Source organism: Henriciella mobilis, assembly GCF_003576285.1.
Taxonomy (GTDB): Bacteria; Pseudomonadota; Alphaproteobacteria; order Caulobacterales; family Hyphomonadaceae; genus Henriciella; species Henriciella mobilis.
In genome coordinates this window covers 94,335-118,394 of record NZ_QWFX01000005.1, presented here as the reverse complement: position 1 = coordinate 118,394, position 24,060 = coordinate 94,335, and the positions used below count along the sequence as shown (strand labels likewise).

Sequence of the window (24,060 nt, the reverse complement as noted above, 5' to 3'; positions counted from 1 at the left end):
GGTCAGCCTATACGGCGTCAAGCCCGAATGCGGTGTGAAGGGCGCGAACGGCCAGTTCCGTATAGGCCGCATCGATCAGGACCGAAATCTTGATTTCAGAGGTCGAGATCACGTCGATATTGATGCCCTTCTTGTAGAGCGCATCGAACATCGTGCCGGCAACGCCGGTATGGCTCTTCATGCCGACACCGATCACCGAAACCTTGGCCACATCGCGCGAGACGGTGAGGCTCTCGAAACCGATATCCGCCTTGTGAGCGAGCAGGAGCTGCTCGGCTTTTGCGCTGTCACCGCTGGTGCAGGTGAACACCATGTTGGCGCGCTCCGGCCCGCGGGCATTGGCCTGGACGATCATGTCGACGTTGACGCCCGCCTCGGCCAGCATCGAGAAGATACGCGCCGAAACGCCGGGCTTGTCCTCGACCCCGTACAGCGTCACCTTCGCCTCGTCGCGTGAATAGGTCACCCCGTTGACGACTTGCTTTTCCACGATCTCATCCTCACTGCAGACATAGGTGCCCTGATTGGTCTCGCCGGGCGCGGCAAAGCTTGAGAGCACACGAACCCTGACCTGGTGGTTCATGGCCATTTCGACAGACCGCGTCTGGAGGACCTTTGCCCCCAGCGAAGCCATTTCGAGCATTTCTTCATAGGAGACTTTTTCCAGCCGGCGCGCCTGCGGCACGATGCGCGGATCGGTCGTGTAGACGCCGTCGACATCGGTATAGATATCGCAGCTGTCGGCGCCCAGCGCCGCGGCCACGGCCACCGCGCTCGTATCCGAACCGCCCCGGCCGAGCGTCGAGACGCGGCCTTCGTCCGTCACGCCCTGGAAACCGGCGATCACGGCGATCTCGCCACTGTCGACAGCATCCTGCAGGCCGGAATTCTCGAACCCCATGATGCGGGCACTACCATGCGCCGCGCTGGTCTTCATCGCCAGCTGCCAGCCGAGCCAGCTGCGCGCCTTCAGGCCGCGCTTGCGCAGCGCCAGGGCGAGAAGGCCGCTGGTGACCTGTTCACCAGAGGAGACGACGACGTCATATTCGTCATCGAAATCAGGGCCGGTCACCGTCTCGCCGGCGGCCCCGCGGGCAAAGCCGACAAGCTTGTTGGTCTCGCCCGCCATGGCCGAAACGATCACGGCGAGATGCTCGCCCCGCTCCGCACGCCAGGCGACAATGTCAGCCACGTGCGCGATGCGGTCGAGGTCTGCGACCGATGTTCCACCGAATTTTAGGACCGTGCGCTGCATTGCCTCGCTGCCAAGCCTTCCCATTTAAAGCATCAGAGAATTCGCGCGCCTCTTTAAGCGGGTCGCGGCGTTTGCGCAAACAGGTTTGCTAAAGATATGGAAAAAATAGCAGAGAACCGGCAAAATATGCCCCAAACCCCCAGCATTGATCCGGAGGAAGTGGCGAAATTTTCCGCCATGGCCGCCGAATGGTGGGACCCGAAGGGCAAATTCGCGCCGCTGCACAAGTTTAACCCGGTCCGGCTCGGCTTCATCCGCGACACGGCCTGCCTGCATTTCGGCCTCGATGAGCGCGCTCGCAAGCCCCTCAAAGGGATCCGCATCCTCGACATTGGCTGCGGCGGCGGCCTTGTCAGCGAGCCGATGGCCCGCCTCGGCGCCGATGTCACGGGTGTCGATGCCAGCGAGCAGAACATCAAGACCGCGATGACCCATGCCGAGGAGGCCGGGGTCAGCGTCGATTACCGTGTCGGTACGGCTGAGGCCCTGCTCGAAGATGGCACCGCGCCCTTCGACATCGTCCTGAACCTCGAAGTCGTCGAGCATGTCGCCGACCCGGCGGGCTTCCTGCGCGACACGGCCGCGCTGGTCCGGCCCGGCGGCCTGATGATCGCCTCAACGCTGAACCGGACACCGAAGGCGTTCGCCCTCGCCATTGTCGGCGCCGAATATGTCCTGCGCTGGCTGCCGCCCGGCACGCACGACTTCTCGAAATTTCTGACGCCGAAGGAAGTCGCCGGGCCACTGGAAGAGGCCGGTCTTTTGCCGGAACCTCCACAGGGCATCAGTTACAATCCCGTCACCGGCCAATGGCGCCTGTCCTCAGATGACAAGGTCAACTATATGCTGGTTGCCAAGAGACCCGCAGAAGTAGAATAGTCCCGCCATGACCGTGACTCCCGAAACCGTTCTCGACTTCTGGCTCGGCGACCATCCCAGCCAGCCGGCCGTGCTCGAGACCAAGCAGAAACTGTGGTTCCAGAAGAGCTTCGAGACCGACCGGACCATCGCCGATACCTTCGTCACGACGCTGGCCGACCTCGCCGCGGGCGAGGCCAAGACCTGGGCGAAGAACGGTGCGCGCAGCCGGCTCGCCGCGATTATCGTGCTGGACCAGTTCAGCCGGAACATCTTTCGCGGCCATCGTTTTTCCTTCACGCACGACCCGATGGCAAAGAATCTCACCCTGACCGGCCTTGCCTTCAATGAAGACCGGGAGCTGAGCGAGGTCGAGCGGGTCTTCTTCTACCTGCCGCTCGAACACTCCGAATCGCTGGACGACCAGAAGATGTCGGTGAAACTGTTCGAGGAACTCGCCCGCGAGGCCCGGCCGGCCTTCAAGGATTTCTGCGAAACAACGCTCGACTATGCCCGCAAGCACCTTGAGGTGATCGAACGGTTCGGGCGTTTCCCGCACCGCAACGCCGTTCTGCGCCGCCCCTCCACGCGCGAAGAGCAGGCCTATCTAAGCGAGCCCGGCGCCGGTTTTTGATTTCGCCGACGCCAATGGTTCGGAGTCGCGCCAGATCTTCTCCATCTCGGAAATCACATTCGGCCAGTGGCTGTAGAGCAGGTACTGGCCGGCATCGGGGATCTCGATCAGCTCCACATTGGGCACCGTATCGGCAAACAGCCTGAACATCTCCGGCGTGAAGACATTGTCCTTCAGCCCATGAATGATCCGGAACGGGCGGCGCACGCGCCGGGCAATGTCGCGGCGGTCGGTCAGCGCCAGGCGGATCTCGGCGATCAGGCCGTGCGCCCCCTGCTGGACAGTATGGCGCAACCCATCGAAGAGGACGTCCCGGACTTCCGGCCGGCGCGCAATACGCTGTTCGAGCGGGGAATCCCGGTGCAGCGTCTTCAGCACGAACTCCTCCCGGCCGGTATCGATAAAGGCGACGGTGGCGCGCGCAATGAAACCGATGGCCGATGGCGCACGCAGCAGCGTCGTGACCATGATCCTGTGGTGCCAGGGCATTCCGCTTTCCATACCCTCTTCCCAGCTTGTCTCGCCGCCGATCGACAGCAAGGCCCGGGTGCGCTCCGGCCGGCGGGCGGCAAAGTCCTGCGCGTGGATCATGCCATTGGCATGTGCGGCGACGAGGACGGTCGGGATCTCCAGCCGGTTCAGCAGCTGCTCGCAGGAATCGGCCGTCGCTTCGATACGCTGTTCCGGCGTTGCAGCGGCCACGCGCTCCGACAGGCCGAAGCCCGGCCGCGATGGCGCGATGACCCGCCAGCCCTGCCGGGCCAGCGCCTCGATGGCCTGCTCGGTCCAGCGCGGCGCAAAATAGATATTGTGAAAGAACAGGACCGGGCGGCCAGCCGGGTCACCCATTTCCAGCCAGGCGAAGCGCCGCCCGTCCGACAGGGTCATCGTGTGCTGCGACAGCCAGCGGTCGATGTCGCGGCGCGCCGGCGACTGGCGGGCAATGGCGCTGACCGCATTCATCGTCGCGCCGAACCCGGTCAGGATGCGCACTGCATCGGTGGTCGTCGCCACGTCCAGCTTGGCCAGCACCGCGCGGATCTGGCTGCGGACCGTCGCCATGCTCGCCTTTCGCGCCCTTGCAATCGTTTCAGGCGTCTCGCCACGCCCGAGGCGGAAGGCGACGTCGAGTTCGGCCGATGACAGGCCGTATGTTTCGGCCAGCTTGTCAGCAACGCCGGCGTGCAGGTGGACCTCGACCGCGGCAAGCAGCACAGCATCCTCGCTCGAGGTGCCGGGCCCCGCACTGAGGCTGATCCGCGTCGCGAGCAATCGCGTATTGACCGCCTCGCCGCCCACGACGGCAGGCAGCAGCAGGAAGGGCCCGCGATCGGACGGACCGGTGTTCGGGGTCATCCAGCTGCGCAGCCTGGCCACAGCGGCGGCATCCAGCGACAGGTCGTCCAGCGTCTCCGGCGTCCGCCCGCCGAGAAGGTCGATGCAGGCTTCATTGCAATTCAGAACGTCGCCATCGGGCTTCAGGATGACGGCCGGGCCCGGCATCTGGCTGGCGATCATGCGGGCCGATTCATCGCGCGCCTCGACGCGGCCCATCCGGTCGAGGATGGCGAGCGCGCGCTGGAAGTGGGCATTCACCTGATCGGCCCGGAAAGCATCGTCACTCTCGGTTTCGGGCAGATTGTCGATGTAATCGGACCAGGCCGCCAGAAGCGCTTCGTAGCGCTCCGGATTCAGTGTCGTCGCATAGGTTTCGTCGACTACGCGATCTGTTTCAGGAATCTTTGTACCGTGCACAGAGTTGTTCTCCGGACTCACCCGTTTTCTGGAATGGATCAGCGTTGCCACGCAAAAACGTGACAAACCTTGCCCCCTTTCATCAAATTTGATGATGCGGGCTTCCGCAACTAAAGGCAATAACAGTGTCGATAACTGATTGCTGTGTGAGGGGTCGTGCGCGGAAAACGGGCGGAGCTGGATTTTATTCAGCTTCGCCCGTTGCCGTTTCTGCCCCATGGCCCCAGATACGCGCTCGTCTGAAATCCAGTTACGGGGGGCGATCATGCTGAAAACGCAAGACTTGCCCCGCAGGGGAGCCGTCGCCCGGCCCGTGCTGCCGCTCCCGCTCTGGGAATTTGTCGGCATGATCGCCGCCATGATGGCGCTGAATGCGCTGGCGATCGACACGATGCTGCCGGCGCTTCACAACATTGCGACGACCTACTCCCTCCAGCACGAGAATGACCAGCAGCTCGTCATTTTTGCCTATGTCCTCGGCTTCGGCGCGCCGCAGCTCGTCTTCGGCCCGATCTCGGACCGGTTCGGGCGCAAGGGGGTCGCGCTGTTCTGCATCGCGGCCTACTCGATTGCGGGCTTCGCCTGCATGCTGTCCTGGACGTTCGACCTGCTCCTGTTCACGCGGTTCCTGCAGGGCATCGCCGCCTCGGGCATCCGCGTGGTGGCCGTGTCGATCGTGCGCGACCTCATGGAAGGCCGCGCGATGGCGCGCATCATGTCGCTGGTCATGACCGTCTTCATGATCGTGCCGATCCTCGCCCCCGCCGTCGGACAGGGCGTGATGCTGCTTGCGCCCTGGCAATGGACATTCGGCATATTGAGCCTGGCCGGCATCGGCTGCGGCACCTGGATCGCGCTGCGCCTGCCGGAAACGCTGAAGCCGGAAGACCGCCAGCCCCTGAACGTCGCGCAGACCTTCCGGGGCTACAAGCGGGTCGTGACCACACCCGTCACGATTGGATACATGGGCGCCAGCGGCGTCATCTTCGGCGCGCTGTTTTCCTATGTGGCCTCCTCCGAGCAGGTGTTCCGCGAAGTGTTCAACAAGACCGACACCTTCGTGCTGTGGTTTGCAGGGATCGCCGGCGCGCTGTCGGTCTCGAACTTCATGAACTCGCGCATTGTCGAACGTTTCGGCATGCGCCGCGTCAGCCATACGGTGCTGATCGGCTTCATCCTGCTGTCCATCCTCAATGCGGCCCTGATGGCAACGATGGGCGAGCGGCTGGAGATTTTCTATCCGCTCTTCGCCCTGACCTTTGCCTGCTTCGGGATGATGGGCGCGAACTTCTCCGCCCTGGGCATGGAGCCGCTCGGCCGGATCGCGGGAACAGCCAGCGCCGCCTACGGCTTCATGACGACGACGGTGGCGAGTTTCTTCGGCTGGATGGTGGCGAGCCGCTTTGACGGGTCCGTCGTGCCGATCCTGGAAGGCTATGTCGGACTCGGGATCGCGTCGCTGGTGATCGTCCTGATCACCGAGCGCGGCAAGCTGTTCGGCACGCGTGAAGACGAAGCCTAGGCGCCGCGCCTAGCGTTTGCGCCCGAGGGTGCGGGTGCGCTGTTCGATCAGGCGGATGACCTTTCCGGCGACATCGGTATCGGTCGCCGCCTCGATCCCCTCGAGGCCGGGGGAGGAATTCACTTCGAGCACGACCGGGCCCTTGTTCGACTGCAGGATATCGACACCGGCAATGTTGAGGCCGAGCCGTTTGGCAGCGGCAACGGCTGTCCGCTTCTCGGCCGGCGACAGGGTGATCGCCGTGGCCTTGCCGCCGCGATGGAGGTTGGAGCGAAACTCGCCATCCTGGGCCTGGCGCTTCATCGCCGCCACGACCCTCCCGCCGATGACGAGGCAGCGCACATCGGCGCCGGCGGCCTCCTTGACGAATTCCTGCACCAGGAAGTTCGCATCGAGGCCGCGGAACGCGTCGACCAGGCTCTCGGCGGCCTTCTTCGTCTCGGCGAGGACGACGCCGCGCCCCTGCGTCGACTCCAGCAGCTTCAGCACCACGGGGCCGGAACCGGCCAGGCCGACCAGGTCCTTGGTATCCTTCGGCGAATGGGCGAAGGCCGTCACCGGCATTGCGATCCCGGCCTGAGACAGCAGCTGGTGGGCCAGCAGCTTGTCGCGCGAGGCGCCGATGGCTTCCGGCGGGTTCAGGCACCAGGCGCCCGTGCCCTGGAACTGGCGCAGCACGGCCATGCCATAGCTCGTCATCGAGGCGCCGATACGCGGAATGACGGCATCGTAGAAGGGCAGCGTCTTGCCGTCATAATGAACTTCCGGCGCCCGTGCCTCGATCTTCATGTAGCAGCGCGACGTGTTGATCGCATCGATGACATGCCCGCGCGCGCGGGCCGCTTCCAGCAGGCGCTTCGAGGAATAATTGTCCGGCTCGCGCGTCAGCAGCGCGATACGCAGCGGCCGCGTCGACGGCTTCGGCGGCTTGATTTCCTTGTAGAGGTCATAGCTGAGCTTTGGTTGCAGGAAGGACCGGTCCGGGCTGACCACCGTATTCTCGCCAAAGGCCGATCGCCCGAGCAGCATCCGGTAGGACATGGTCTCGCGATTGGTCAGCGTGATCTCGATCGTGCGGCGCACGCCCCCGATCTGCATTTCCGTCGCGATGACATAGCGAAGCTCGGTCTGCCCGTTCGAACTGGTAATGTCGCGCCGGTCGACGACCGGGGCCGTGCAGATGATTTCCAGTTTCGGGCGGTCCGGATCCGGCTGGATCAGGAAGCGGACCTTGGGACTGTCCGGGGCGCCGAATGTCTCGATGACTTCGGCATGCAGGGCCGAGGTGCGCGCACCCGTATCCACCTTTGCCTTGATCGCGGGAAGCCCCAGCGCCGGCAGCGCGAGCCACTCTTCCCAACCGAGTTCAAGCACGTCAGACATCGCCCATTCCCCTGGCTGTCACAGGCGCTGTCTTCGGGGAGTGCGATGCAGCATGCAAGGGGTTTCAGCCGCACTTCCGCCGTCTTTCTGAACGTTTCTGTTAATTGAACATTTGCGAATACGACCCATTGTTAACGTATGGCTAAGACTTTCAGGACCGGACTCGCAGCCGGTGCGCTTGTCCTCGCATATCTAGGGCTGGCCCAGTGCCGCTCGCCGCAGGACGCTGCGATAGTTACAGGATCCACGACAGTGGAAAGCGTCCGCGAGGGCGGCCGGCTGGTTGTGCTCACGCTGAAGGGCCCGACCACCTTCCGCGACATCGGCGATGGCGGATTCGGCTATGAAGTCGACATGGTGGAGGCCTTTGCCGAGCAATTGGGCGTCACCCCGCGCTATGTCGTGATGAAGGATATCGACGCCCTGCTCACCGCCATCGAGAAGGGTCAGGGCCACATTGGCGCCGCCGGCCTGACCATCACCGATGCGCGCGGCGAGCGGGTGCAGTTCGGCCCTGCCTACAGGAATGTCAGCGAAAGCGTGGTCTGCCATCAGGGCGGCCCCGCGCCGACAACGCTGGACGCGCTGTCAGAGGTGAACCTCACCGTGCTGGCCGGATCGGCCTATGTCGAAACGCTGACGCGGCTCAAGAAAGACCACCCGCAGCTCAAATGGACCGAGCGTAAGGCAGGGTCCGCCATGCCGATGCTGATTGACGTGGCTGAGAGCAAACTCGACTGCACCATCGCCGACAGCCATGTCGCCGAATATGCGCGCCGCCTTCATCCCGGCCTCGTCATGCCGATGTCGCTCAGCCAGGACCAGCCGCTCGGCTGGATCTACAACAGCAAGCTGGGCGGCATGGATGAGACGCTTTCGACCTGGTTCAGCGCGGCCCACGCCAGCGGCTTCCTGGAAACGCTGGACGAGCGCTGGTTCGGCCATCTCGACGATTTCGACTATGTCGAGGTTCTGCGCTTCGTCGAGCGCGTCGAGGACCGCCTGCCCGAATACCGCACCTATTTCGAAACCGCCGCGCAGGAAACCGCCTTCGACTGGCACCTTCTCGCCGCCCAGGCCTATCAGGAATCGCACTGGGACCCGGACGCCGTCAGCCCGACGGGCGTACGCGGCATCATGATGCTGACCCTGCCGACGGCGAAGGAACTGGGCGTGAAGGACCGCACCGATCCGGCCCAGAGCGTGGAGGGCGGCGCGCGCTACCTGCAGCGCCTGTATGACCGACTGCCCGATGGCATCGAGGGCGAGGACCGGACCTGGTTTGCGCTGGCCGCCTACAATATCGGCATGGGCCATATCTACGACGCCCGGCGCCTGGCCGAGCGGCGCGGCCTCGACAAGAATAGCTGGGACGATCTGGAAAAGGTCCTGCCGCTGCTCTCGAAGAAGCAGTTCTATTCAACCCTCCGGCACGGCTATGCCCGCGGTTACGAGCCGGTGCGCTATGTCCGCAAGGTCCGCGACTATTACAACATGCTGCGGGCGAACGTGCCGGTTTAGTCAGAGGCACTGGCCCCGCCCCGACCCTCCCCAGGGGGGAGGGGGTTGTGTCGCATTCAGGTGAAACATCGCGTAGCCCGCATGGTGAGCGACGTCGAACCACGGGCTGGCTTTGGAACGGTGAAGTGTGCGCCCCCTCCCCTCTGGGGAGGGTCGGGGTGGGGCCCTAAGCCCTCACACCTTCTCCAGCCACGCCGCTTCGACGACGTCGACGACATCGCCCATGATGTCGGTGATCATGAAGTCCTTCGGCGTGTAGACGCGGCGCACCCCCATCTGTTTCAGCGCGCGCTCGTCTTCCGGCGGAATGATGCCGCCGACGACCAGCGGCACGTTGTCCAGCCCCGCCTTGCGCATTTCGGCGATCGTGTCGCGGACAAGATCGAGATGGCTACCCGACAGGATAGAGAGGCCGACGACATGCGCGTCTGCCTCTTTTGCCTGGGCCACGATCTCGGCCGGGGTGAAGCGGATGCCTTCATAGACCACGCTCATGCCGCAGGCGCGCGCCCGGCTGGCGATCTGCTCGGCGCCATTGGAGTGGCCATCGAGGCCCGGCTTGCCGAGGACATAGGTGAGCTGGCGGCCGAGGGCTTCCGAGACGGCCTCGACACGCTTTTTCGTCGCTTCGATATCCTCATCGCCCTGGGAATCGACGGTGAGCGCGACGCCGGTCGGGCCGCGATACTCGCCAAACACCTCGCGCAGGGCCGTGCCCCATTCACCGGTCGTGACGCCGGCTTTCGCCGCAGCGATCGATGGCTCCATGATGTTCTCGCCTGACTCGGCAGCCCTTTTCAGGGCGGCGAGGGCCGCCTCGGCGGCAGCGTTGTCGCGGGACGAACGCCAGTCGCGCAGCGCGCGGACCTGCTCGGCCTCGACCAGCGGATCGACAGTTTCGATGGTCTTCTCCCCGGCGCTGAGCGGGCTGTCGGCGGATTCGAGGTAGCGGTTCACGCCAACCACGGTCTGCGTGCCATTCTCGATGCCGCGGATGCGCTCGACATGGGCGCCGACCAGGCTTTCCTTCATGTATTCGACCGATGCGACCGCGCCGCCCTTGCCGTCGATCATCGACAGCTCCGCGCGCGCGCCCGCTTTCAGCTCCTCGGTCTTGGCGTCGACGACATGGCTGCCATCGAACAGGTCTTCATATTCGAGAAGATCGGTCTCGTAGGCGAGGATCTGCTGCAGGCGCAGCGACCATTGCTGGTCCCAGGGGCGCGGCAGGCCCATCGCCTCGTTCCAGGCCGGCAGCTGAAGCGCGCGGCAGCGCGCCCGCTTCGACAGGGTGACGGCGAGCGCCTCGAGCAGGATGCGGTAGACATTGTTCTCCGGCTGCTGCTCGGTCAGCCCCAGTGAGTTGACCTGCACGCCATAGCGGAAGCGCAGCGCCTTGTCGTCGGTGACGCCATAGCGTTCACGGCCGATCTCTTCCCAGAGGTCGACGAAGGCGCGCATCTTGCAAAGTTCCGTTACGAAACGCACACCCGCATTCACGAAGAAGGAAATCCGGCCGAAGACGGTTGGAAAGTCCTCTTCCGGAACCTGCTTGCCGTCCTTGACCGCATCCAGAACCGCGCAGGCCGTCGCCAGCGCATAGGCCAGCTCCTGCTGCGGCGTCGCGCCGGCTTCCTGCAGGTGATAGGAGCAGACATTCATCGGGTTCCATTTCGGTACTTCTGTATAGCACCAGCTCACCATGTCCGCGATAAGCCGCATGCTCGGCGCCGGCGGGAAGACATAGGTCCCGCGCGAGAGGTATTCCTTGATGATGTCGTTCTGCGTCGTGCCGCGCAGCTTCTTGCGATCATCGCCGCGCTCATCGGCCAGCGCGACATAAAGCGCCAGCAGCCAGGCCGCCGGGGCGTTGATCGTCATGGAGGTGTTCATCTCCTCCAGCGGCAGGCCGTCGAACAGGGTCCGCATGTCGCCGAGATGGCTGACCGGTACGCCGACCTTGCCAACCTCGCCCTTGGCGAGGACGTGGTCACTGTCAAACGCCGTCTGGGTCGGCAGGTCGAAAGCGATCGAGAGGCCCGTCTGCCCGCGCGCGAGGTTGCTGCGATATAGCGCATTCGACTTCTCGGCGGTCGAATGGCCGGCATAGGTCCTGAATATCCAGGGCCTGTCGGGATCGTGTTGATAGGTCCTCTCGGTCATGCCTCGTCCTCCGTTTCTTTTATTGCGGCGCAACATGACCTGAACATTGCCCAAGGGCAAGTTGCCCCGAACGTCACCCCGGTTTCATCGCTGCTATGCAATCGTCACGTGATGTCTCCCGTGACGCGGGCGCCGGATTCAGGTAGAAGACAAGGCTCTCTCACTGGCTTTATCGAGACCTCCGAACATGGCTGACACGATCGGCTCCATTGCCGCCATCCTGACGACGCTGTCCTTCCTGCCGCAGGCCATCATGGTCCTGCGCACACGCAATACCGACAGCCTGTCGCTGACCATGTATGCCATGTTCACGGCCGGCGTGACCTGCTGGCTGGTCTACGGGCTGATGATCCAGAGCATGCCGGTGATCGTCGCCAATCTGGTCACGGTCTGCCTGGCGGCCCTGATCCTCTCCATGAAGATCGCAAATACGGTTGCGCTCAGCCGTGCGGCCCGGCTGAGGCTTCGGTAACCCAGGGCGCATGCATGCCGAGATTGGCGCCGATAGCCCTGTAGTAGAGCGCCTGCACACGCCGCGTAATGGTGCCGGGCTGGCCGGTTCCCACCGGTGCCCCATCAAGCGAGACCACCGGCAGGACCATTGATGTCGCCGCTGTCGTGAAGATTTCCCGCGCATTGCGGATCTCATCCAGCGAGACGGCGCGCTCCTCGACAGCCAAACCGCTTTCGGCGAGCCGCGCGAGCACAGACTGCCGGGTGATGCCGGGCAGGATCTGGTGGCCGAGATTGCGCGTGACCAGCGTGCCCTCGGCGGTGACGACCCACAGATTGGCGGAGGCCGCCTCTGTGACATAACCGTCCTCGAACAGGATGGCAGAGGTCGCGCCGGCGCGGGCGGCATCGCGATAGGCCAGCGCCTGGGAGACAAGCTGCGTGGTCTTGAAGTCGCGCCGCTTCCAGCGCTGATCCTCGACAAGAATGGCCGCAACGCCGTCGCGCGCCTTTTCACCGATGAGCTGGCGCGCCTCGCAGAACATGAAAACCGTCGGCACGAGCGTCTCCGGCCCGGCAAAGTCACGCGCGCCATAAGCCCCGCCCGAAACCTGGAAGTAGACAAAGCCTTCCGTCAGCCGATTGCGCCGGACGAGCTCCTTGTGAATGTATTCGAGCTGCTCGTCGGACCAGTCTGTGATGATGTCGATCCCGGTCAGGGTGCGTTGCAGACGGGCAACATGTCCCTCGAAATCGATCAGCTTGCCATCGAAGACGGCGGTGACTTCATATGCTGCATGCGCGAAGAGAAACCCCCTGTCGAAAGGCGATATCACGGCCTCTTCCGCGCGGCAGATCCGCCCGTTCAGGTATATCCATTCACTTGGCCCCATACCCATATCCCCCTACACGCCATGTTGCGCCGCAACAAATAAGTCTTGCCTTGTTGCAATGATTTAGTCAGTGTTTCGCCAAATTGGAGGCATGTGAAGCAGGAGGAACAATCTTGCGCACATGAATTGAAATCGGAGGCCCGAGAGAATGAATACCGCGACAATCGCTCGTGAGAAGAAAGATATTTACGAACTGGGCGAGATTCCGCCCGAGTTCCATGTTCCAAAACTGATGCATGCCTGGGCGATCCGGCGCGAGCGCCATGGCCGTCCGTCGACCGCCATGCAGATCGAGCAGGTGCCGGTCCCGGAGATCGATTCCGACGAAGTGCTGGTCCTCGTCATGGCCGCCGGCGTCAATTACAACGGCATCTGGGCTGGCCTCGGCGAGCCGATTTCGCCCTTCGACGTCCACAAGGCCGAGTATCACATCGCCGGGTCCGACGCGTCTGGCATCGTCTGGGCCGTGGGCCGCAAGGTCACCCGCGTGAAGCCCGGCGACGAGGTCGTCATCCACTGTAACCAGGACGATGGCGACGATGAGGAGTGCAATGGCGGCGACCCGATGTTCTCCCCGTCGCAGCGCATCTGGGGCTATGAGACACCGGATGGCAGCTTCGCGCAGTTCTGCCGCGTGCAGGCGCGCCAGTGCATGCCGCGTCCGAAACACCTCACCTGGGAAGAGAGCGCCTGCTACACGCTGACGCTCGCCACCGCCTACCGCATGCTGTTCGGCCACCGCCCGCACATTGTGAAGCCGGGCAACAACGTGCTCGTCTGGGGCGCGTCCGGCGGTCTCGGCAGCTTCGGCGTGCAGCTCTGCGCGGTCACCGGCGCCCACGCCATCGGCGTCGTTTCGGACAATGACAAGTTCGATTTCGTCTACTCGATGGGCGCCAAGGGCGTGATCAACCGCAAGGACTTCGATTGCTGGGGCCAGCTGCCCAAGGTCAACGGCCCGGAATTCGGCGAATACATGCGCGAATCCCGCAAGTTCGGCAAAGCCATCTGGGACATCACCGGCAAGAAAGACGTCGATATCGTCTTCGAGCACCCCGGCGAGAGCACCTTCCCGGTCTCCGTCTTCGTGGTGAAGCGCGGCGGCATGGTCGTCATCTGCGCGGGCACGACAGGCTTCAACCTGACGATGGATGCCCGCTTCCTCTGGATGCGCCAGAAACGCGTGCAGGGCTCGCACTTTGCCAACCTCATGCAGGCCTCGGCGGCGAACCAGCTGGTCATCGACCGGCGGATCGACCCGTGCATGTCGGAAGTCTTCCCCTGGGCGGACATCCCGGCGGCGCACGAGAAGATGCTCGACAACAAGCACCTGCCCGGCAACATGGCCGTGCTCGTCACGTCGCCGAAGCCGGGCCTTCGCACGGTCGAGGATGTCCTTGCCGTCTCCGGCCAGGCCTAGTTGCGGGGCCGGTCACCTTCCGGTCACGAATCTGGTACACTCTCTTCCTGCCGGCGCTGGGCCGGCGGGGAGACGTGCTCATGAAACACCTGACTCTGGCGCTCGCTGCCACGTGCTTGGCCGGCCTGCCTGCCACCGCGCAATCGCAGGGCACCCTATCCTATACCTGCAATCTCGACGGCGTCGCCGGGCAGCTCGTCGCGCAGTATGAAGTGGTCGGCGGGAGCGGCATCACGCAGGGCCCGACCGGCGATATCACCGGCGTCATCGGCACCGGCGACTCCACCATCTATTATCAGGGCCAGCTGACGTCCCCCATGGCGAGCTATACCTTCACCGGGGAAAACCAGTTTGCCGATTTCACGGACATGGCGAGCTATGCCCAGTTCCGCGTCCAGATGATCGCTGAAGGCAACCAGCTGACGCTGATTGCCAACCCCTTCGGCCCCGGCCCGACACAGTATCTCTGCCAGGCCAACTGAGCCGTCAAAGCTGACGCTTGCGTCACCCTCTTGCCCTTAGCGTTCTGCCGCCGCAAAGTGCGCGCAAATGAGAGCCGCATGAGGGAGGGCCGGTTTGAAACAGATCCTGCTGGGAATTGGGGGCCTGCTGGCCATATTGCTGGTCATCCTGCTGAGTCGGACGTTCATGTATGGCGGCCAGCCGGACTCGATCCAGCAGATTGAGCTGCCAGATCCGCCCGCCGTGTCTGCCGAGACCGCCGCCCAGCACCTGTCCGAAGCCATCCAGATGCGCACCATCACGGTCGCGCCCGGCGATCCGCGCCCCGGCCAGGAAGGTCCGTGGCTGGAGCTGCATGACTGGCTGGAGACGACCTATCCGGCCTTCCATGCGGCTGCCGGCAAGGAAATCGTTCCCGGCGGACTGACCCTGCTCTACACCTGGGAAGGCTCTGACCCCTCCCTGAAGCCGATCCTGCTGATGGCGCACCAGGACGTCGTGCCGGTGAATATCGGCACCGAAGGCGACTGGGATGCCCCGCCCTTCTCCGGCGCAATCCAGGACGGCTACGTCTATGGCCGCGGCGCGATTGACGACAAGGGCTCGCTGGTCGGCATCATGGAGGCGCTCGACGCGCTGGCGCGCGATGGCTTCCAGCCAAAGCGGACCATTCTCGTCCAGCTCGGCCATGATGAGGAAGTGTCCGGCTCCGGCGCCGAAGCGGGGATCGCCCTGCTCAAATCGCGCGGTGTCGAGCCTGTCATGGCGCTCGACGAGGGCTTCATGGTGCTTGAGGACAATCCACTGACGGGCGGCACGCTCGGCTTTATCGGCATTGCCGAGAAGGGCTACCTCACCCTGCGTGTGACCGCGAAAGGCGAAGGCGGACACTCCTCCATGCCACCGCGGGACAGCGCCACCGTGCGCCTGTCGCGGGCCCTGATCGCGCTTGACGAACACCAGATGGAGGCCAATCTCAGCACGCCGCCTATCTCCGACATGATGCAGATCGTGTCGCTGGAAATGGGCTTTACCGCGCGCCTTGCCATGGCCAATCAGTGGCTGCTGGGCGGGGTGCTGGAAAGCCAGTTCGCGGCCACTCCGGCGGGCAATGCCATGATCCGCACGACGACCGCGCCAACCATGCTGGCCGGCTCGGCAAAGGAGAATGTCCTTGCCCAGCGCGCCACGGCGATCGTCAATTTCCGCATCCATCCGAACAATACGCCCGAGGACGTGATCCAGCATGTGCGGGACGTGACCAGCGATATCGAAGGCATCGAGGTCGGCTTGCTGGAAGACGGGATCGGCAGCGAAGCCTCACCGGTCAGCGCCATCGACAACCGCGCCTATGGTGTGCTGAACGCCGTGGCCAAGGATGTCTCCGGCGGCGCGGCCGTGACCCCTGCCCTGGTGCTCGGCGCGACCGATGCGCGCTATGCCTCGGCCATTACCCAGGACGTCTATCGCTTCATGCCCTCGATCATGAGCCTTGAGGATTCGCGCGGCTTCCACGGCACGAATGAACGGCTCAGCGTCGAGAATATGGGCCGGCTGGCGCGCGGCTACGGCCAGATCGTGCTGGCCATGGATGAAGGCGACTAGCCGCTCGCCCCACCCCGACCCTCCCCAGAGGGGAGGGGGTTGTGTCGCATTTTGGTGAAACGTCGCGTAGCCCGCATGGTGAGCGCCCCCTCCCCTCCGGGGAGGGTCGGGGTGGGGCTTCAGGCGTCGCCCTTGGGTGCGACCTCGCCCGTCTCGATCTCTTCCTCCAGCGCTTCATTGCGCGCTTTCAGCTTGGCATTCTCGCGCTCGCGCAACTCGTCTGAAAACGCACTGGCGAAGACGCCGGCCGGCAGCGCCACCATGCCGATACCGGCAATCGCGATCACCGATGCGAAGAACCGCCCGAGCGGCGTCACGGGATACACATCGCCATAGCCGACCGTGGTCAGCGTCGCGATGGCCCACCAGATGGCGCGCGGGATGGAGGCGAAGCTCTCCTGCTGGAGGCCGCCGACACCCTCGACGAAATACAGGATCACCGCCGAGACGTAGACCAGCGCCATGGCCATGGCGAGCGTGGTGAAAAGCTGCTGGCCGGCCCGGTTAAGCGTCGCGCCGAGCACGTCGAACGCCGGAATGAAGCGCGAGATTTTCGCAAGGCGCGCCAGGCGCAGGACCCGCAACACCATCACGACCTGCTGGCTGGAATCCTCCGGCGCAAACAGGATCCACAACAGTTCCGGCAGGAAAGCCACGAGGTCGGCCATGGCATAGCCGCTGAAGATGTATCGCAGCCGGCCCTTGAGGCCGCGATAGCGGGGATCCTCGCCGGCAACCCAGAGGCGCAGCAGGTATTCCACGGCGAAGATCGCGATGATGGCGATGTTGAACCACTGGATGGCCAGCATCCAGTCGTCGCTCATCGTCGGCTCGGTCTCCAGTGCCAGCGCCAGGAAGCTCAGCAGGACAAGGATGACGATGAACAGGTTGAACGGCGACAGGCCGGTCTTGTCGCGCGCATTCGGCTCCATCTGGCGATAGAGCCGGTGGCGCAATCCCATCTGCGTCATCACGTGCTGAATGGACATGGAGCGTCTCCCCGAGAACTCGTCTCAAGGCTTATCCGCTGTTCGTCAGCCCCGCAACACGCCGCCCGTGCCCTTGGCAACGGACTCGACAATCTTCTCGCCGATGGCCTCGATATCCTTGTCCTTGAGCGTCTCGCCCTCGGGCTGGATGGTGACCTCGATCGCAACCGACTTCTTGCCCGGCTCGATGCCCGTGCCCTGGTAGACGTCGAAGACGAGGACATTGCTGATCAGCTTCTTGTCGGCAGACGTTGCATGACGCACGATGTCGGCAGCCGGCACGCCCTCATCGACGACGAAGGCGAAGTCGCGCCGGATCGGCGTGAGGTCCGAGCGCTGCAGCACGGGCCTGGTCTTGGTCGCCCGTGCCTTCATCATCGGCAGGGCGTTGAGGTTCAGCTCGAAACCGTAGACCGGGCCATCGACATCCAGCGCCTTCAGGACACGCGGGTGCAGCGCGCCGAAATGGGCGATCGTGACTTTCGGGCCGAGTTTCAGGCAGGCCGCCTGTCCCGGGTGCCAGTGCGGCTGGCGCGGGGCTTCGACCTGGAACCGCTCCGGCGGCTGATCCAGCTCCTGCAGCAGGGCGAAGAGGTCCGCCTTGGCCGCGATCGCATCATAGGCCGGCACAGGCCCGCTCCAGTGACGCTCGGCGACCGGGCGCACGAGGGCGGCAACGACGTTGCGCTGGTCCTTCGGGCCGTCGCCGATATAGACCGGCCCGGCCTCGAAGAGGCGCATCTCGCGCTCGCCGCGGTCGAAGCCTTTCTGCGCCGCGACAGCGAGGTTCGGCAGCACGCTCGGGCGCATCTGGTTAAGCTCGCTGGCGACCGGGTTGGAAATGGTCAGCGCATCGCTGCCCCCGCCAAACAGCTCGGCATGGGCTTTCGGCATGAAGGACCAGGTCACCGCCTCGAGGAAGCCGCGCGAGGCCATCACACGGCGCGCGGTCCGCAGGCGCGCCTGCGCCGGGGTCACGACAACCTTGCGCCCTTCCGGCGGCAGCGGCAGCGACGTCGTCGGCAGCCTGTCATAGCCGACAAGGCGGGCAACTTCCTCGACGATGTCGGCCGACTGCTCGATATCGAACCGCCAGCTCGGCACGCTCAGATACCAGGCCTCGCCGGCATCCTCGATACCGAAGCCGAGATCCTTGAGCATCTTCTTGAGGTCGGCCGGTTTCACCTCAAGGCCGGTCAGGCGGCCGATGTCCCTGCGGTCGAAGGAAACCTTCACGTCCCGCTCGGGCGGCGCGCCGGCAACCTTGGCCAGCGACACGTCGCCGCCGCCATATTCGCGGATGATGGCGAGCGCGAAGTTCAGCCCTTCCAGGCAGCTTGCCGGGTCGACACCCCGCTCGAAGCGGTAGCGCGCATCGGAGATGATGCCGGTCGCGCGGCCTGTGCGGGCGGTGCGCAGCGGCTCGAACCAGGCGCTCTCGATGAAGACGTCGGTCGTCTCTTCGGAGACGGCCGTCGCCTGGCCGCCCATGACGCCGCCAAGACCGATCACGCCGCTATCGTCGGCGATGACGCACATGTCCTCGCTGATGTCATAGGTCTTGCCGTCGAGCGCCTCGAGCGTCTCGCCCTTGCGGCCAAGCCGGGCGACAACCGCGCCTTTCAGCTTGGCGGCGTCATAGGCGTGCAGCGGGCGCGCACGGTCGTGCGAGATGTAGTTGGTGAGGTCCACCAGCAAATTCTTCGGCGTGATGCCGATGGCCTTCAGGCGCAGCTGCAGCCATTCCGGAGACGGACCGTTCTTGACCCCGCGCACCAGCGCGCCAGCAAAGACAGGGCAGGCCTCAGGGGCTTCGAGGCGGATATCGATCGGGCATGGCGCCGAGCCTTCAGCCTTGCGGATCGGGGTTTCCAGGAAACGCCCGGCCCCGGCAGCGGCGAGGTCGCGCGCGATACCGTAGACGCCGAGCCAGTCCGGCCGGTTGGGGGTGACTTCGAAGTCGATGACAGGATCGGTCAGGCCCAGCGCTTCGGCCGCCGGCGTGCCAACCGCCCAGTCGCCTTCCAGATCGGCAATACCGTCATGATCCTCGCCCGCCTCGATCTCCTTGGTCGAGCAGAGCATGCCATGGCTCTCGATCCCGCGAATCTTGCGCGGCTTCTTGTCGAGCGCGAAGTCGAGGCCGGGAATCCAGGTCCCGAGCGGGGCATAGATCGCCGTCATGCCCGCACGCGCATTCGGGGCGCCGCAGACGATCTGCTTCTCGCCATCCTTGGTATCGACCGTGCAGATGCGCAGCCGGTCGGCATCGGGATGCGGCTCGGCGGACTTCACCTTGGCGACGGTGAATTCGGCAAGCTTCGCGCCCGGATCCTCGACCTCTTCAACCTCGAGGCCGGCCTTGACCATCGTCGCCAGAATGTCGTCCAGCGACGCCTTGGTCGCCAGATAGTCCTGCAGCCATGAAAGGGTGAATTTCATCGTCTATTCCACTTCCGGGGTCGGTTCGGTTTGAGGCGCGCGCACATCGTCCGCGAGGTCCTCGAAAATATCTCTTTCACTGCGTTCGCAGCGTTTGACCGGTTCAGCGCGACTCATGCTGACGCCCATACCAATGCCGCGGGCCGTCCAGCAGCGATCGAAGACCGAGCAGTAGCAGATCTCCACATCAAGCTCGCTCCATGCCGCTGCGGCCGCATTGCGCTGGTCCAGGGTCACGTCCCCTAGAGGCCAGTCGACGCGCAGCGGGATGATGGTATCGCCGGGCGCAACGGCCCGACCGATCAGACTTGACCAGGATTGCTGGTAGCCGGGCGGAAACACAGCCGCATAGGGCGCGAGATCATCAACCGGCTCGCCATCCTTGAGCATCTCGACCCGCTCGATCAGCGCCGGACCGACACCGCTATTGGAGAGACGCAGGCCCATGGATGCCGTTTCGGCCGTCGACGACACGAAGCCTTCGATCTGGACGACCGGAAAGACCGCGCCGTGCTGCTGGGCACGCATCACCCGGCCCTGGTCCCAGGCAATGAAAACCGCAACCGCGCTGGTAATCACCGCGCAGATCGCAAGCAGCATCTCGACCTTGTTGCCGTTTCCCATGACCGTGACGCGCCCCTTAGCTCAGGCCGCCAGCGACGCTTGGCGACAGCCAGGGCCGGAAACCGTAATGGCGCGTCCAGCCGGCATCGGCCTCGAAATATGGGCGCAGGTCCGGCATGCCGTATTTCAGCATGGCAAGCCGGTCGATGCCCATGCCGAAGGCGAAGCCCTGATACTCGTCCGGGTCGATCCCGCAATTGCTGAGCACGTTCGGATGCACCATGCCGGAGCCGAGGATTTCCATCCAGCTGTCGCCTTCGCCGATCTCGATCGACTCGCCGACCTTGCGGTACTTCACATCCATCTCGGCGCTTGGCTCGGTGAAGGGGAAGAAGTGCGGGCGGAAGCGCGCCTCGACATTGGCGACCTCGAAGAACTCCTTCACGAAGTCGATCAGGCAACCCTTGAGGTGACCCATATGGATCGCCTTGTCGATGACGAGGCCTTCGACCTGGTGGAACATCGGCGTGTGGGTCGCGTCCCAGTCATTGCGGTAGACACGCCCCGGCACGAGGATGCGGATCGGCGGCTTCTGGGCTTCCATCACGCGCACCTGTACGGGGCTGGTATGCGTGCGCAGCACTTTCGGCGCCGCGCCCTGTTGCGGATGGAAGAAGAAGGTGTCGTGCGTCTCGCGCGCCGGATGGCCTTCGGGGAAGTTCAGCGCGGTGAAATTGTGCCAGTCATCCTCGATGTCGGGGCCTTCAGCGACGGTGAAGCCCATATCGCCAAAGATCGCGGCGACTTCCTCGAAGACCTGCATGACCGGATGCAGGCGGCCTTCGGGAATGGCGCGCGGCGGCAGCGTCATGTCGATGCGCTCGGTCTGCAGGCGCTTTTCCAGCTCGGCTTCTTCAAGCTCGGCCTTGCGGTCCATAATCGCGGCCGCAACTTGCTGCTTAAGGGCGTTGAGTAACGGCCCCTGAATTCCACGTTCTTCAGGTGCCATTTGGCCCAGAGTTCTCATCATGGCCGATATGCGCCCTTTTTTGCCCAGCTCGGCAATGCGGAGCTGTTCCAGAGTCCTGATGTCATCGGAATTCTGAACTTCGGCGAGAAGCTGGTGTCTTAGTTGTTCGATCTCAGACATGTAAAAAGCCCCGTAAGGTCAGGCCAAACGGGGCTCTTCCGCCCCGCCTTGGCGGTCGGAATAGCGGAGAAAGACGAAAAGCGAAACGCTTAAGCTGCGAGCGCGCCCTTGGCCTTCTCCACCAGGGCGCCAAAAGCTTCCGGCTCGCGCACGGCGAGGTCGGCCATCACCTTGCGGTCGACTTCGATGCCGGCCTTGTTGAGGCCGTCGATGAAGCGCGAATAGGTGAGCTGGTCGTCATGGACGCGGACAGCGGCATTGATGCGCTGGATCCAGAGCGAGCGGAAGGTCCGCTTCTTCTGCTTGCGGCCGATATAGGCGTTGGTGCCAGCCTTCCAGACAGCGGCATTGGCCGTGCGGAAGGTGTTCTTGCGGCGGCCATAATAGCCCTTCGCAGCCTTGATGATCTTCTTGTGGCGGGCGTGGGCCGGCACTTTATTACGTGAACGGGGCATCTGGGCCTCCTGCTAAATCTGTTCGGTTCGAGTTCTGGTCTGGCCCGGCCCTAGAGGCCGTAGGGCAGGTACTTCTTGACGCGGGCTTCATCGGCCTTGGCCACCGGCTTGGTGCCGCGGTTCTGGCGGATGTACTTCGCATTGTGGCTGATCAGGCGGTGGCGCTTGCCGGCAACGCCGTGCTTGAGCTTGCCTGTAGCCGTGAACTTGAACCGCTTCGCAGCGGCCTTCTTGGTCTTCATCTTCGGCATTTCGATCTCCTGTCGGGGCCTCGGAGGACCCGCTGTCTAGTCGTTCATGAGCCTGCAGGCATGCCGTTTTCGGCCCGCAATGCTCGAAAGATCGCGCTTATGACGGAAAGGCGCAGTGGAATCAAGACCGGGAAGTGAGTCCGGACGCCCTGAATCTGCCCGGCGTTGCTGCCCCGCCGGATGCCTCTTCAACACGCCCGCGAATGCTGGTCTAATCCGCGTCGATATCCGGGAGGTCTCACCATGGCTGCTGATTGGCGCCTCATCCTGCTCGCCGGCCTAGCTGCAACCGCCTGCAGCAAGCCGCTGACGAAGACCGAACAGCTGGCCGAAGCCTGCTTCATGGACCAGATGGGCACCCGGCAGATGTGCAGCTGCATGGCCAGCGCCGCGAGCGAACGCCTCGACCCGGACGTGTTCGACATGTTCGTTACCATGGGCACCGCGGCGCCCGGCGACGACACCGAAGACACGCGCAGGGCCCGGGAAACGGCGGCCAATATGACACCCGCCCAACAAGCGCAGATGCAGGCCTTCATGACCGCCGCTGTGGAACTGTGCGGGCTGAGAATGTGAGCTGCGTCTGAGGTCCAGGCCGCAGGCAAGTCTCCGTTCGCAATCGGGTCCGATTGCTCCGAACGTGCTCTAGCGCGGCGCCATCACCATCGTCATCTGCCGGCCTTCGAGTTTCGGTTCGAGCTCGACCTTGGCGACTTCGGCGAACTCTTCCTTGACCTTCTGGAGCAGCTCCATGCCGAGATGCTGGTGCGCCATCTCACGGCCACGGAAGCGCAGGGTGACCTTCACCTTGTCGCCTTCCTCGAAGAAGCGCGTCATCGACCGGGTCTTCACCTCATAGTCATGGGTGTCGATGTTCGGCCGCATCTTGATCTCTTTGAGCTCGGCCGATTTCTGCTTCTTCTTGGCAGCGGCCTTCTTCTTCTGCTCTTCGTAGCGGAGCTTGCCATAGTCGATGATCTTGCAGACCGGGACTTCCTGGTTTGGTGACACTTCGACCAGATCCAGTCCGGCCTCCGCGGCAGCATCAAGGGCCGCCATGAGAGGCATCACGCCCTGTTTTTCACCATGTTCGTCGATGAGCAGAACTTTCTCTGCCCGGATATCCCTGTTTGTGCGCGGTCCACTGTCGCGTTTGGACGGCGGGGCCGCATGAGGTCTACGTGCTATGGCTCTTCTCCTTTATAGCCAGTCAAAAACTGCTCGAATATGCCGATTTCCGGCGTAATTTTCAAGATTGGCCGCCGGCGGCAGCCTCCGGGATGACGCTGAGCATCAAAACCGCCTGCCAGACATCGCGGACACTGAGCTCATCCAGCGTATCGGCCTTGGCGACAATGATGTTCGAACCGCGCGGGCACGCCTTCTCCGGATCGCTTTCGCTTGTCGCAAACAAGGCAACGCCCGGACACCCGGAAAGTGCCGCCATATGCATGGGTCCGGTGTCGTTGCCAACAGCAAAAAGTGCTTTTTCTGCAAGCGCCACGATCTGGAAGAGGTCCGTGCGGGTCACGATGTTGCGCGCCCGCGGCTCGATCCGGTTGATTTCGACGGCGATCTCGGACTCTGCCTTGCCGCCGATAATGACCGGCGTGATGCCGGCATCGGCGACATGTTTGGCAAGCCCGCCGAACCGTTCCGCCGGCCAGCGTTTCGCGCTGCGATGGGCCGAAGCCCCCGGTATGAACAGCGCAAACGGCTCCTTCACCGAGAAAAAAGCCGGCGTCAGCGAGGGCTTGTCGCCCTGCGAGCGGCGCACGAAGGACATGTCAGGCATGGGCGGCCAGCCACCCTTCACCTTGTCCGGCCCGATCCCGGCGGTTTTCAGCTGGTCGGCCAGCCGGTCGATCGAATGCATGTTCCCGCGCTGCGGATTGTCGTGGAAGAAAGCCGAGCCTTCCGCATGGCCCGACCAGAGCGGCGGGGTGGAGAAAGGCAGGTTCAGCGCCTTGAAATAGTTCGCCGTGCGGCCCGAGGTCTGCAGGTCGTAGATGATGTCGTAGCGTGCCGCCTTCATGCGCTTCAGCAGCTCGCGCGTCGCCTTCACGCCCTTCGGGCGGCCATCGGTCTCGATGTGCTGGAAAAAGCCGGTTGCCTTGGCCAGGCCCTCATAGGGCGGCGTCGTCAGCAGCGTCATCACCGCCTTCGGGTGATTTTCGCGGATAGCGCGCATGGCCCCGAGCGCCAGGACGAAGTCGCCCAGCGCACTCAGTTTTATGACGAGGACGCGTTTCGCGCTCTCGCCGGGGTTCTTTGCAAGGCCCAAA

Annotated in this window: 22 protein-coding genes; 9 read left to right on the top strand and 13 right to left on the bottom strand. The window is 63.9% G+C overall.

All coding sequences use genetic code 11. The annotated features are described in order from the left end of the window. Positions 1–7: 7 nt before the first annotated feature. On the bottom strand, positions 8–1,255 hold the full coding sequence (locus D1223_RS00550) for an aspartate kinase (protein ID WP_119374470.1): 1,248 nt from the start codon (positions 1,253–1,255) through the stop codon (positions 8–10). 126 nt (positions 1,256–1,381) lie between these two features. Here D1223_RS00550 and ubiG point away from each other — a divergent pair, with 126 nt between their 5' ends. Next, complete coding sequence (gene ubiG / locus D1223_RS00545) at positions 1,382–2,134, top strand: bifunctional 2-polyprenyl-6-hydroxyphenol methylase/3-demethylubiquinol 3-O-methyltransferase UbiG (RefSeq protein ID WP_407646915.1); 753 nt, start codon at positions 1,382–1,384, stop codon at positions 2,132–2,134. Between the two features lie 7 nt (positions 2,135–2,141). Beyond that, the gene (locus tag D1223_RS00540; protein WP_119374468.1) at positions 2,142–2,747 is read left to right on the top strand and encodes a DUF924 family protein; all 606 of its coding nucleotides are present in this window, start codon (positions 2,142–2,144) and stop codon (positions 2,745–2,747) included. Here the strand turns inward: D1223_RS00540 and D1223_RS00535 are convergent. Next, on the bottom strand, positions 2,721–4,502 hold the full coding sequence (locus tag D1223_RS00535; protein WP_158588355.1) for an alpha/beta hydrolase: 1,782 nt from the start codon (positions 4,500–4,502) through the stop codon (positions 2,721–2,723). The two genes, D1223_RS00540 and D1223_RS00535, sit on opposite strands and share 27 nt — an antisense overlap. Before the next feature lie 265 nt (positions 4,503–4,767). Between D1223_RS00535 and D1223_RS00530 the strand changes: the two genes are divergently transcribed. Then, the gene (locus tag D1223_RS00530; RefSeq protein ID WP_233352986.1) at positions 4,768–6,024 is read left to right on the top strand and encodes a multidrug effflux MFS transporter; all 1,257 of its coding nucleotides are present in this window, start codon (positions 4,768–4,770) and stop codon (positions 6,022–6,024) included. 9 nt (positions 6,025–6,033) lie between these two features. Here the strand turns inward: D1223_RS00530 and rimK are convergent, their stop codons facing one another. After that, a complete protein-coding gene (rimK, locus tag D1223_RS00525) occupies positions 6,034–7,407 on the bottom strand; it encodes a 30S ribosomal protein S6--L-glutamate ligase (RefSeq protein ID WP_119374465.1) in 1,374 nt (457 codons plus the stop codon). Positions 7,408–7,545: 138 nt separating this feature from the next. Between rimK and mltF the strand changes: the two genes are divergently transcribed. After that, positions 7,546–8,928, top strand: coding sequence for a membrane-bound lytic murein transglycosylase MltF (gene mltF, locus D1223_RS00520; RefSeq protein ID WP_119374464.1), 1,383 nt, complete (start codon positions 7,546–7,548; stop codon positions 8,926–8,928). A 174-nt stretch (positions 8,929–9,102) separates the two neighbouring features. Here the strand turns inward: mltF and D1223_RS00515 are convergent, their stop codons facing one another. After that, positions 9,103–11,091, bottom strand: coding sequence for a protein meaA (locus D1223_RS00515; protein ID WP_119374463.1), 1,989 nt, complete (start codon positions 11,089–11,091; stop codon positions 9,103–9,105). Positions 11,092–11,278: 187 nt separating this feature from the next. Between D1223_RS00515 and D1223_RS00510 the strand changes: the two genes are divergently transcribed. Continuing rightward, positions 11,279–11,563 (top strand): SemiSWEET transporter, encoded by a 285-nt coding sequence (locus D1223_RS00510; protein WP_119374462.1) that lies wholly within the window; start codon positions 11,279–11,281, stop codon positions 11,561–11,563. On the opposite strand, the gene D1223_RS00505 is transcribed toward D1223_RS00510, so the two are convergent. After that, positions 11,532–12,437, bottom strand: coding sequence for an aminotransferase class IV (locus D1223_RS00505; RefSeq protein WP_119374461.1), 906 nt, complete (start codon positions 12,435–12,437; stop codon positions 11,532–11,534). The two genes, D1223_RS00510 and D1223_RS00505, sit on opposite strands and share 32 nt — an antisense overlap. Before the next feature lie 148 nt (positions 12,438–12,585). On the opposite strand from D1223_RS00505, the gene ccrA reads away from it, so the two are divergent. The 3 genes from ccrA (at position 12,586) to D1223_RS00490 (ending at position 15,924) form a co-directional block, all read left to right on the top strand. Beyond that, entirely contained in the window at positions 12,586–13,857 is a 1,272-nt protein-coding gene (ccrA, locus tag D1223_RS00500; RefSeq protein ID WP_119374460.1) for a crotonyl-CoA carboxylase/reductase, read from the top strand. 80 nt (positions 13,858–13,937) lie between these two features. After that, the gene (locus D1223_RS00495; RefSeq protein WP_119374459.1) at positions 13,938–14,339 is read left to right on the top strand and encodes a hypothetical protein; all 402 of its coding nucleotides are present in this window, start codon (positions 13,938–13,940) and stop codon (positions 14,337–14,339) included. Positions 14,340–14,433: 94 nt separating this feature from the next. After that, the gene (locus tag D1223_RS00490) at positions 14,434–15,924 is read left to right on the top strand and encodes a M20 family peptidase (RefSeq protein WP_233349648.1); all 1,491 of its coding nucleotides are present in this window, start codon (positions 14,434–14,436) and stop codon (positions 15,922–15,924) included. Between the two features lie 119 nt (positions 15,925–16,043). Here D1223_RS00490 and D1223_RS00485 read toward each other — a convergent pair whose 3' ends face one another. The 6 genes from D1223_RS00485 to rpmI all read right to left on the bottom strand — a co-directional run bounded on the left by D1223_RS00485 (position 16,044) and on the right by rpmI (position 21,775). Beyond that, a complete protein-coding gene (locus D1223_RS00485; protein WP_325051216.1) occupies positions 16,044–16,913 on the bottom strand; it encodes an ion transporter in 870 nt (289 codons plus the stop codon). Between the two features lie 45 nt (positions 16,914–16,958). Continuing rightward, entirely contained in the window at positions 16,959–19,355 is a 2,397-nt protein-coding gene (gene pheT / locus D1223_RS00480) for a phenylalanine--tRNA ligase subunit beta (RefSeq protein ID WP_119374458.1), read from the bottom strand. A 3-nt stretch (positions 19,356–19,358) separates the two neighbouring features. Next, positions 19,359–19,979: a hypothetical protein gene (locus D1223_RS00475; protein WP_119374457.1), complete on the bottom strand. Its 621-nt coding sequence runs from the start codon at positions 19,977–19,979 to the stop codon at positions 19,359–19,361. Between the two features lie 16 nt (positions 19,980–19,995). After that, the gene (gene pheS / locus D1223_RS00470; protein WP_119374456.1) at positions 19,996–21,069 is read right to left on the bottom strand and encodes a phenylalanine--tRNA ligase subunit alpha; all 1,074 of its coding nucleotides are present in this window, start codon (positions 21,067–21,069) and stop codon (positions 19,996–19,998) included. A gap of 89 nt (positions 21,070–21,158) precedes the next feature. Beyond that, a complete protein-coding gene (rplT, locus tag D1223_RS00465) occupies positions 21,159–21,524 on the bottom strand; it encodes a 50S ribosomal protein L20 (RefSeq protein WP_119374455.1) in 366 nt (121 codons plus the stop codon). Between the two features lie 50 nt (positions 21,525–21,574). Next, the gene (rpmI, locus tag D1223_RS00460; protein ID WP_119374454.1) at positions 21,575–21,775 is read right to left on the bottom strand and encodes a 50S ribosomal protein L35; all 201 of its coding nucleotides are present in this window, start codon (positions 21,773–21,775) and stop codon (positions 21,575–21,577) included. 243 nt (positions 21,776–22,018) lie between these two features. Here rpmI and D1223_RS00455 point away from each other — a divergent pair, with 243 nt between their 5' ends. Continuing rightward, on the top strand, positions 22,019–22,351 hold the full coding sequence (locus D1223_RS00455; RefSeq protein WP_119374453.1) for a hypothetical protein: 333 nt from the start codon (positions 22,019–22,021) through the stop codon (positions 22,349–22,351). Positions 22,352–22,420: 69 nt separating this feature from the next. On the opposite strand, the gene infC is transcribed toward D1223_RS00455, so the two are convergent. Both infC and D1223_RS00445 read right to left on the bottom strand, forming a co-directional pair. Then, positions 22,421–22,963, bottom strand: a complete 543-nt coding sequence (gene infC / locus D1223_RS00450) for a translation initiation factor IF-3 (RefSeq protein ID WP_119374452.1) — start codon at positions 22,961–22,963, stop codon at positions 22,421–22,423. A 61-nt stretch (positions 22,964–23,024) separates the two neighbouring features. After that, entirely contained in the window at positions 23,025–24,059 is a 1,035-nt protein-coding gene (locus tag D1223_RS00445; protein WP_119374451.1) for a glycosyltransferase family 9 protein, read from the bottom strand. Position 24,060 lies beyond the last annotated feature (1 nt).

What these genes read in the sequence shown, in the direction of transcription:
- D1223_RS00550 (WP_119374470.1), bottom strand. Translation starts at nt 1,255, where the DNA reads ATGCAGCGCACGGTCCTAAAATTCGGTGGAACATCGGTCGCAGACCTC.
- ubiG (WP_407646915.1), top strand. Translation starts at nt 1,382, where the DNA reads ATGCCCCAAACCCCCAGCATTGATCCGGAGGAAGTGGCGAAATTTTCC.
- D1223_RS00540 (WP_119374468.1), top strand. Translation starts at nt 2,142, where the DNA reads ATGACCGTGACTCCCGAAACCGTTCTCGACTTCTGGCTCGGCGACCAT.
- D1223_RS00530 (WP_233352986.1), top strand. Translation starts at nt 4,768, where the DNA reads ATGCTGAAAACGCAAGACTTGCCCCGCAGGGGAGCCGTCGCCCGGCCC.
- rimK (WP_119374465.1), bottom strand. Translation starts at nt 7,407, where the DNA reads ATGTCTGACGTGCTTGAACTCGGTTGGGAAGAGTGGCTCGCGCTGCCG.
- mltF (WP_119374464.1), top strand. Translation starts at nt 7,546, where the DNA reads ATGGCTAAGACTTTCAGGACCGGACTCGCAGCCGGTGCGCTTGTCCTC.
- D1223_RS00515 (WP_119374463.1), bottom strand. Translation starts at nt 11,091, where the DNA reads ATGACCGAGAGGACCTATCAACACGATCCCGACAGGCCCTGGATATTC.
- D1223_RS00510 (WP_119374462.1), top strand. Translation starts at nt 11,279, where the DNA reads ATGGCTGACACGATCGGCTCCATTGCCGCCATCCTGACGACGCTGTCC.
- D1223_RS00505 (WP_119374461.1), bottom strand. Translation starts at nt 12,437, where the DNA reads ATGGGGCCAAGTGAATGGATATACCTGAACGGGCGGATCTGCCGCGCG.
- ccrA (WP_119374460.1), top strand. Translation starts at nt 12,586, where the DNA reads ATGAATACCGCGACAATCGCTCGTGAGAAGAAAGATATTTACGAACTG.
- D1223_RS00495 (WP_119374459.1), top strand. Translation starts at nt 13,938, where the DNA reads ATGAAACACCTGACTCTGGCGCTCGCTGCCACGTGCTTGGCCGGCCTG.
- D1223_RS00485 (WP_325051216.1), bottom strand. Translation starts at nt 16,913, where the DNA reads ATGTCCATTCAGCACGTGATGACGCAGATGGGATTGCGCCACCGGCTC.
- pheT (WP_119374458.1), bottom strand. Translation starts at nt 19,355, where the DNA reads ATGAAATTCACCCTTTCATGGCTGCAGGACTATCTGGCGACCAAGGCG.
- D1223_RS00475 (WP_119374457.1), bottom strand. Translation starts at nt 19,979, where the DNA reads ATGGGAAACGGCAACAAGGTCGAGATGCTGCTTGCGATCTGCGCGGTG.
- pheS (WP_119374456.1), bottom strand. Translation starts at nt 21,069, where the DNA reads ATGTCTGAGATCGAACAACTAAGACACCAGCTTCTCGCCGAAGTTCAG.
- rplT (WP_119374455.1), bottom strand. Translation starts at nt 21,524, where the DNA reads ATGCCCCGTTCACGTAATAAAGTGCCGGCCCACGCCCGCCACAAGAAG.
- rpmI (WP_119374454.1), bottom strand. Translation starts at nt 21,775, where the DNA reads ATGCCGAAGATGAAGACCAAGAAGGCCGCTGCGAAGCGGTTCAAGTTC.
- D1223_RS00455 (WP_119374453.1), top strand. Translation starts at nt 22,019, where the DNA reads ATGGCTGCTGATTGGCGCCTCATCCTGCTCGCCGGCCTAGCTGCAACC.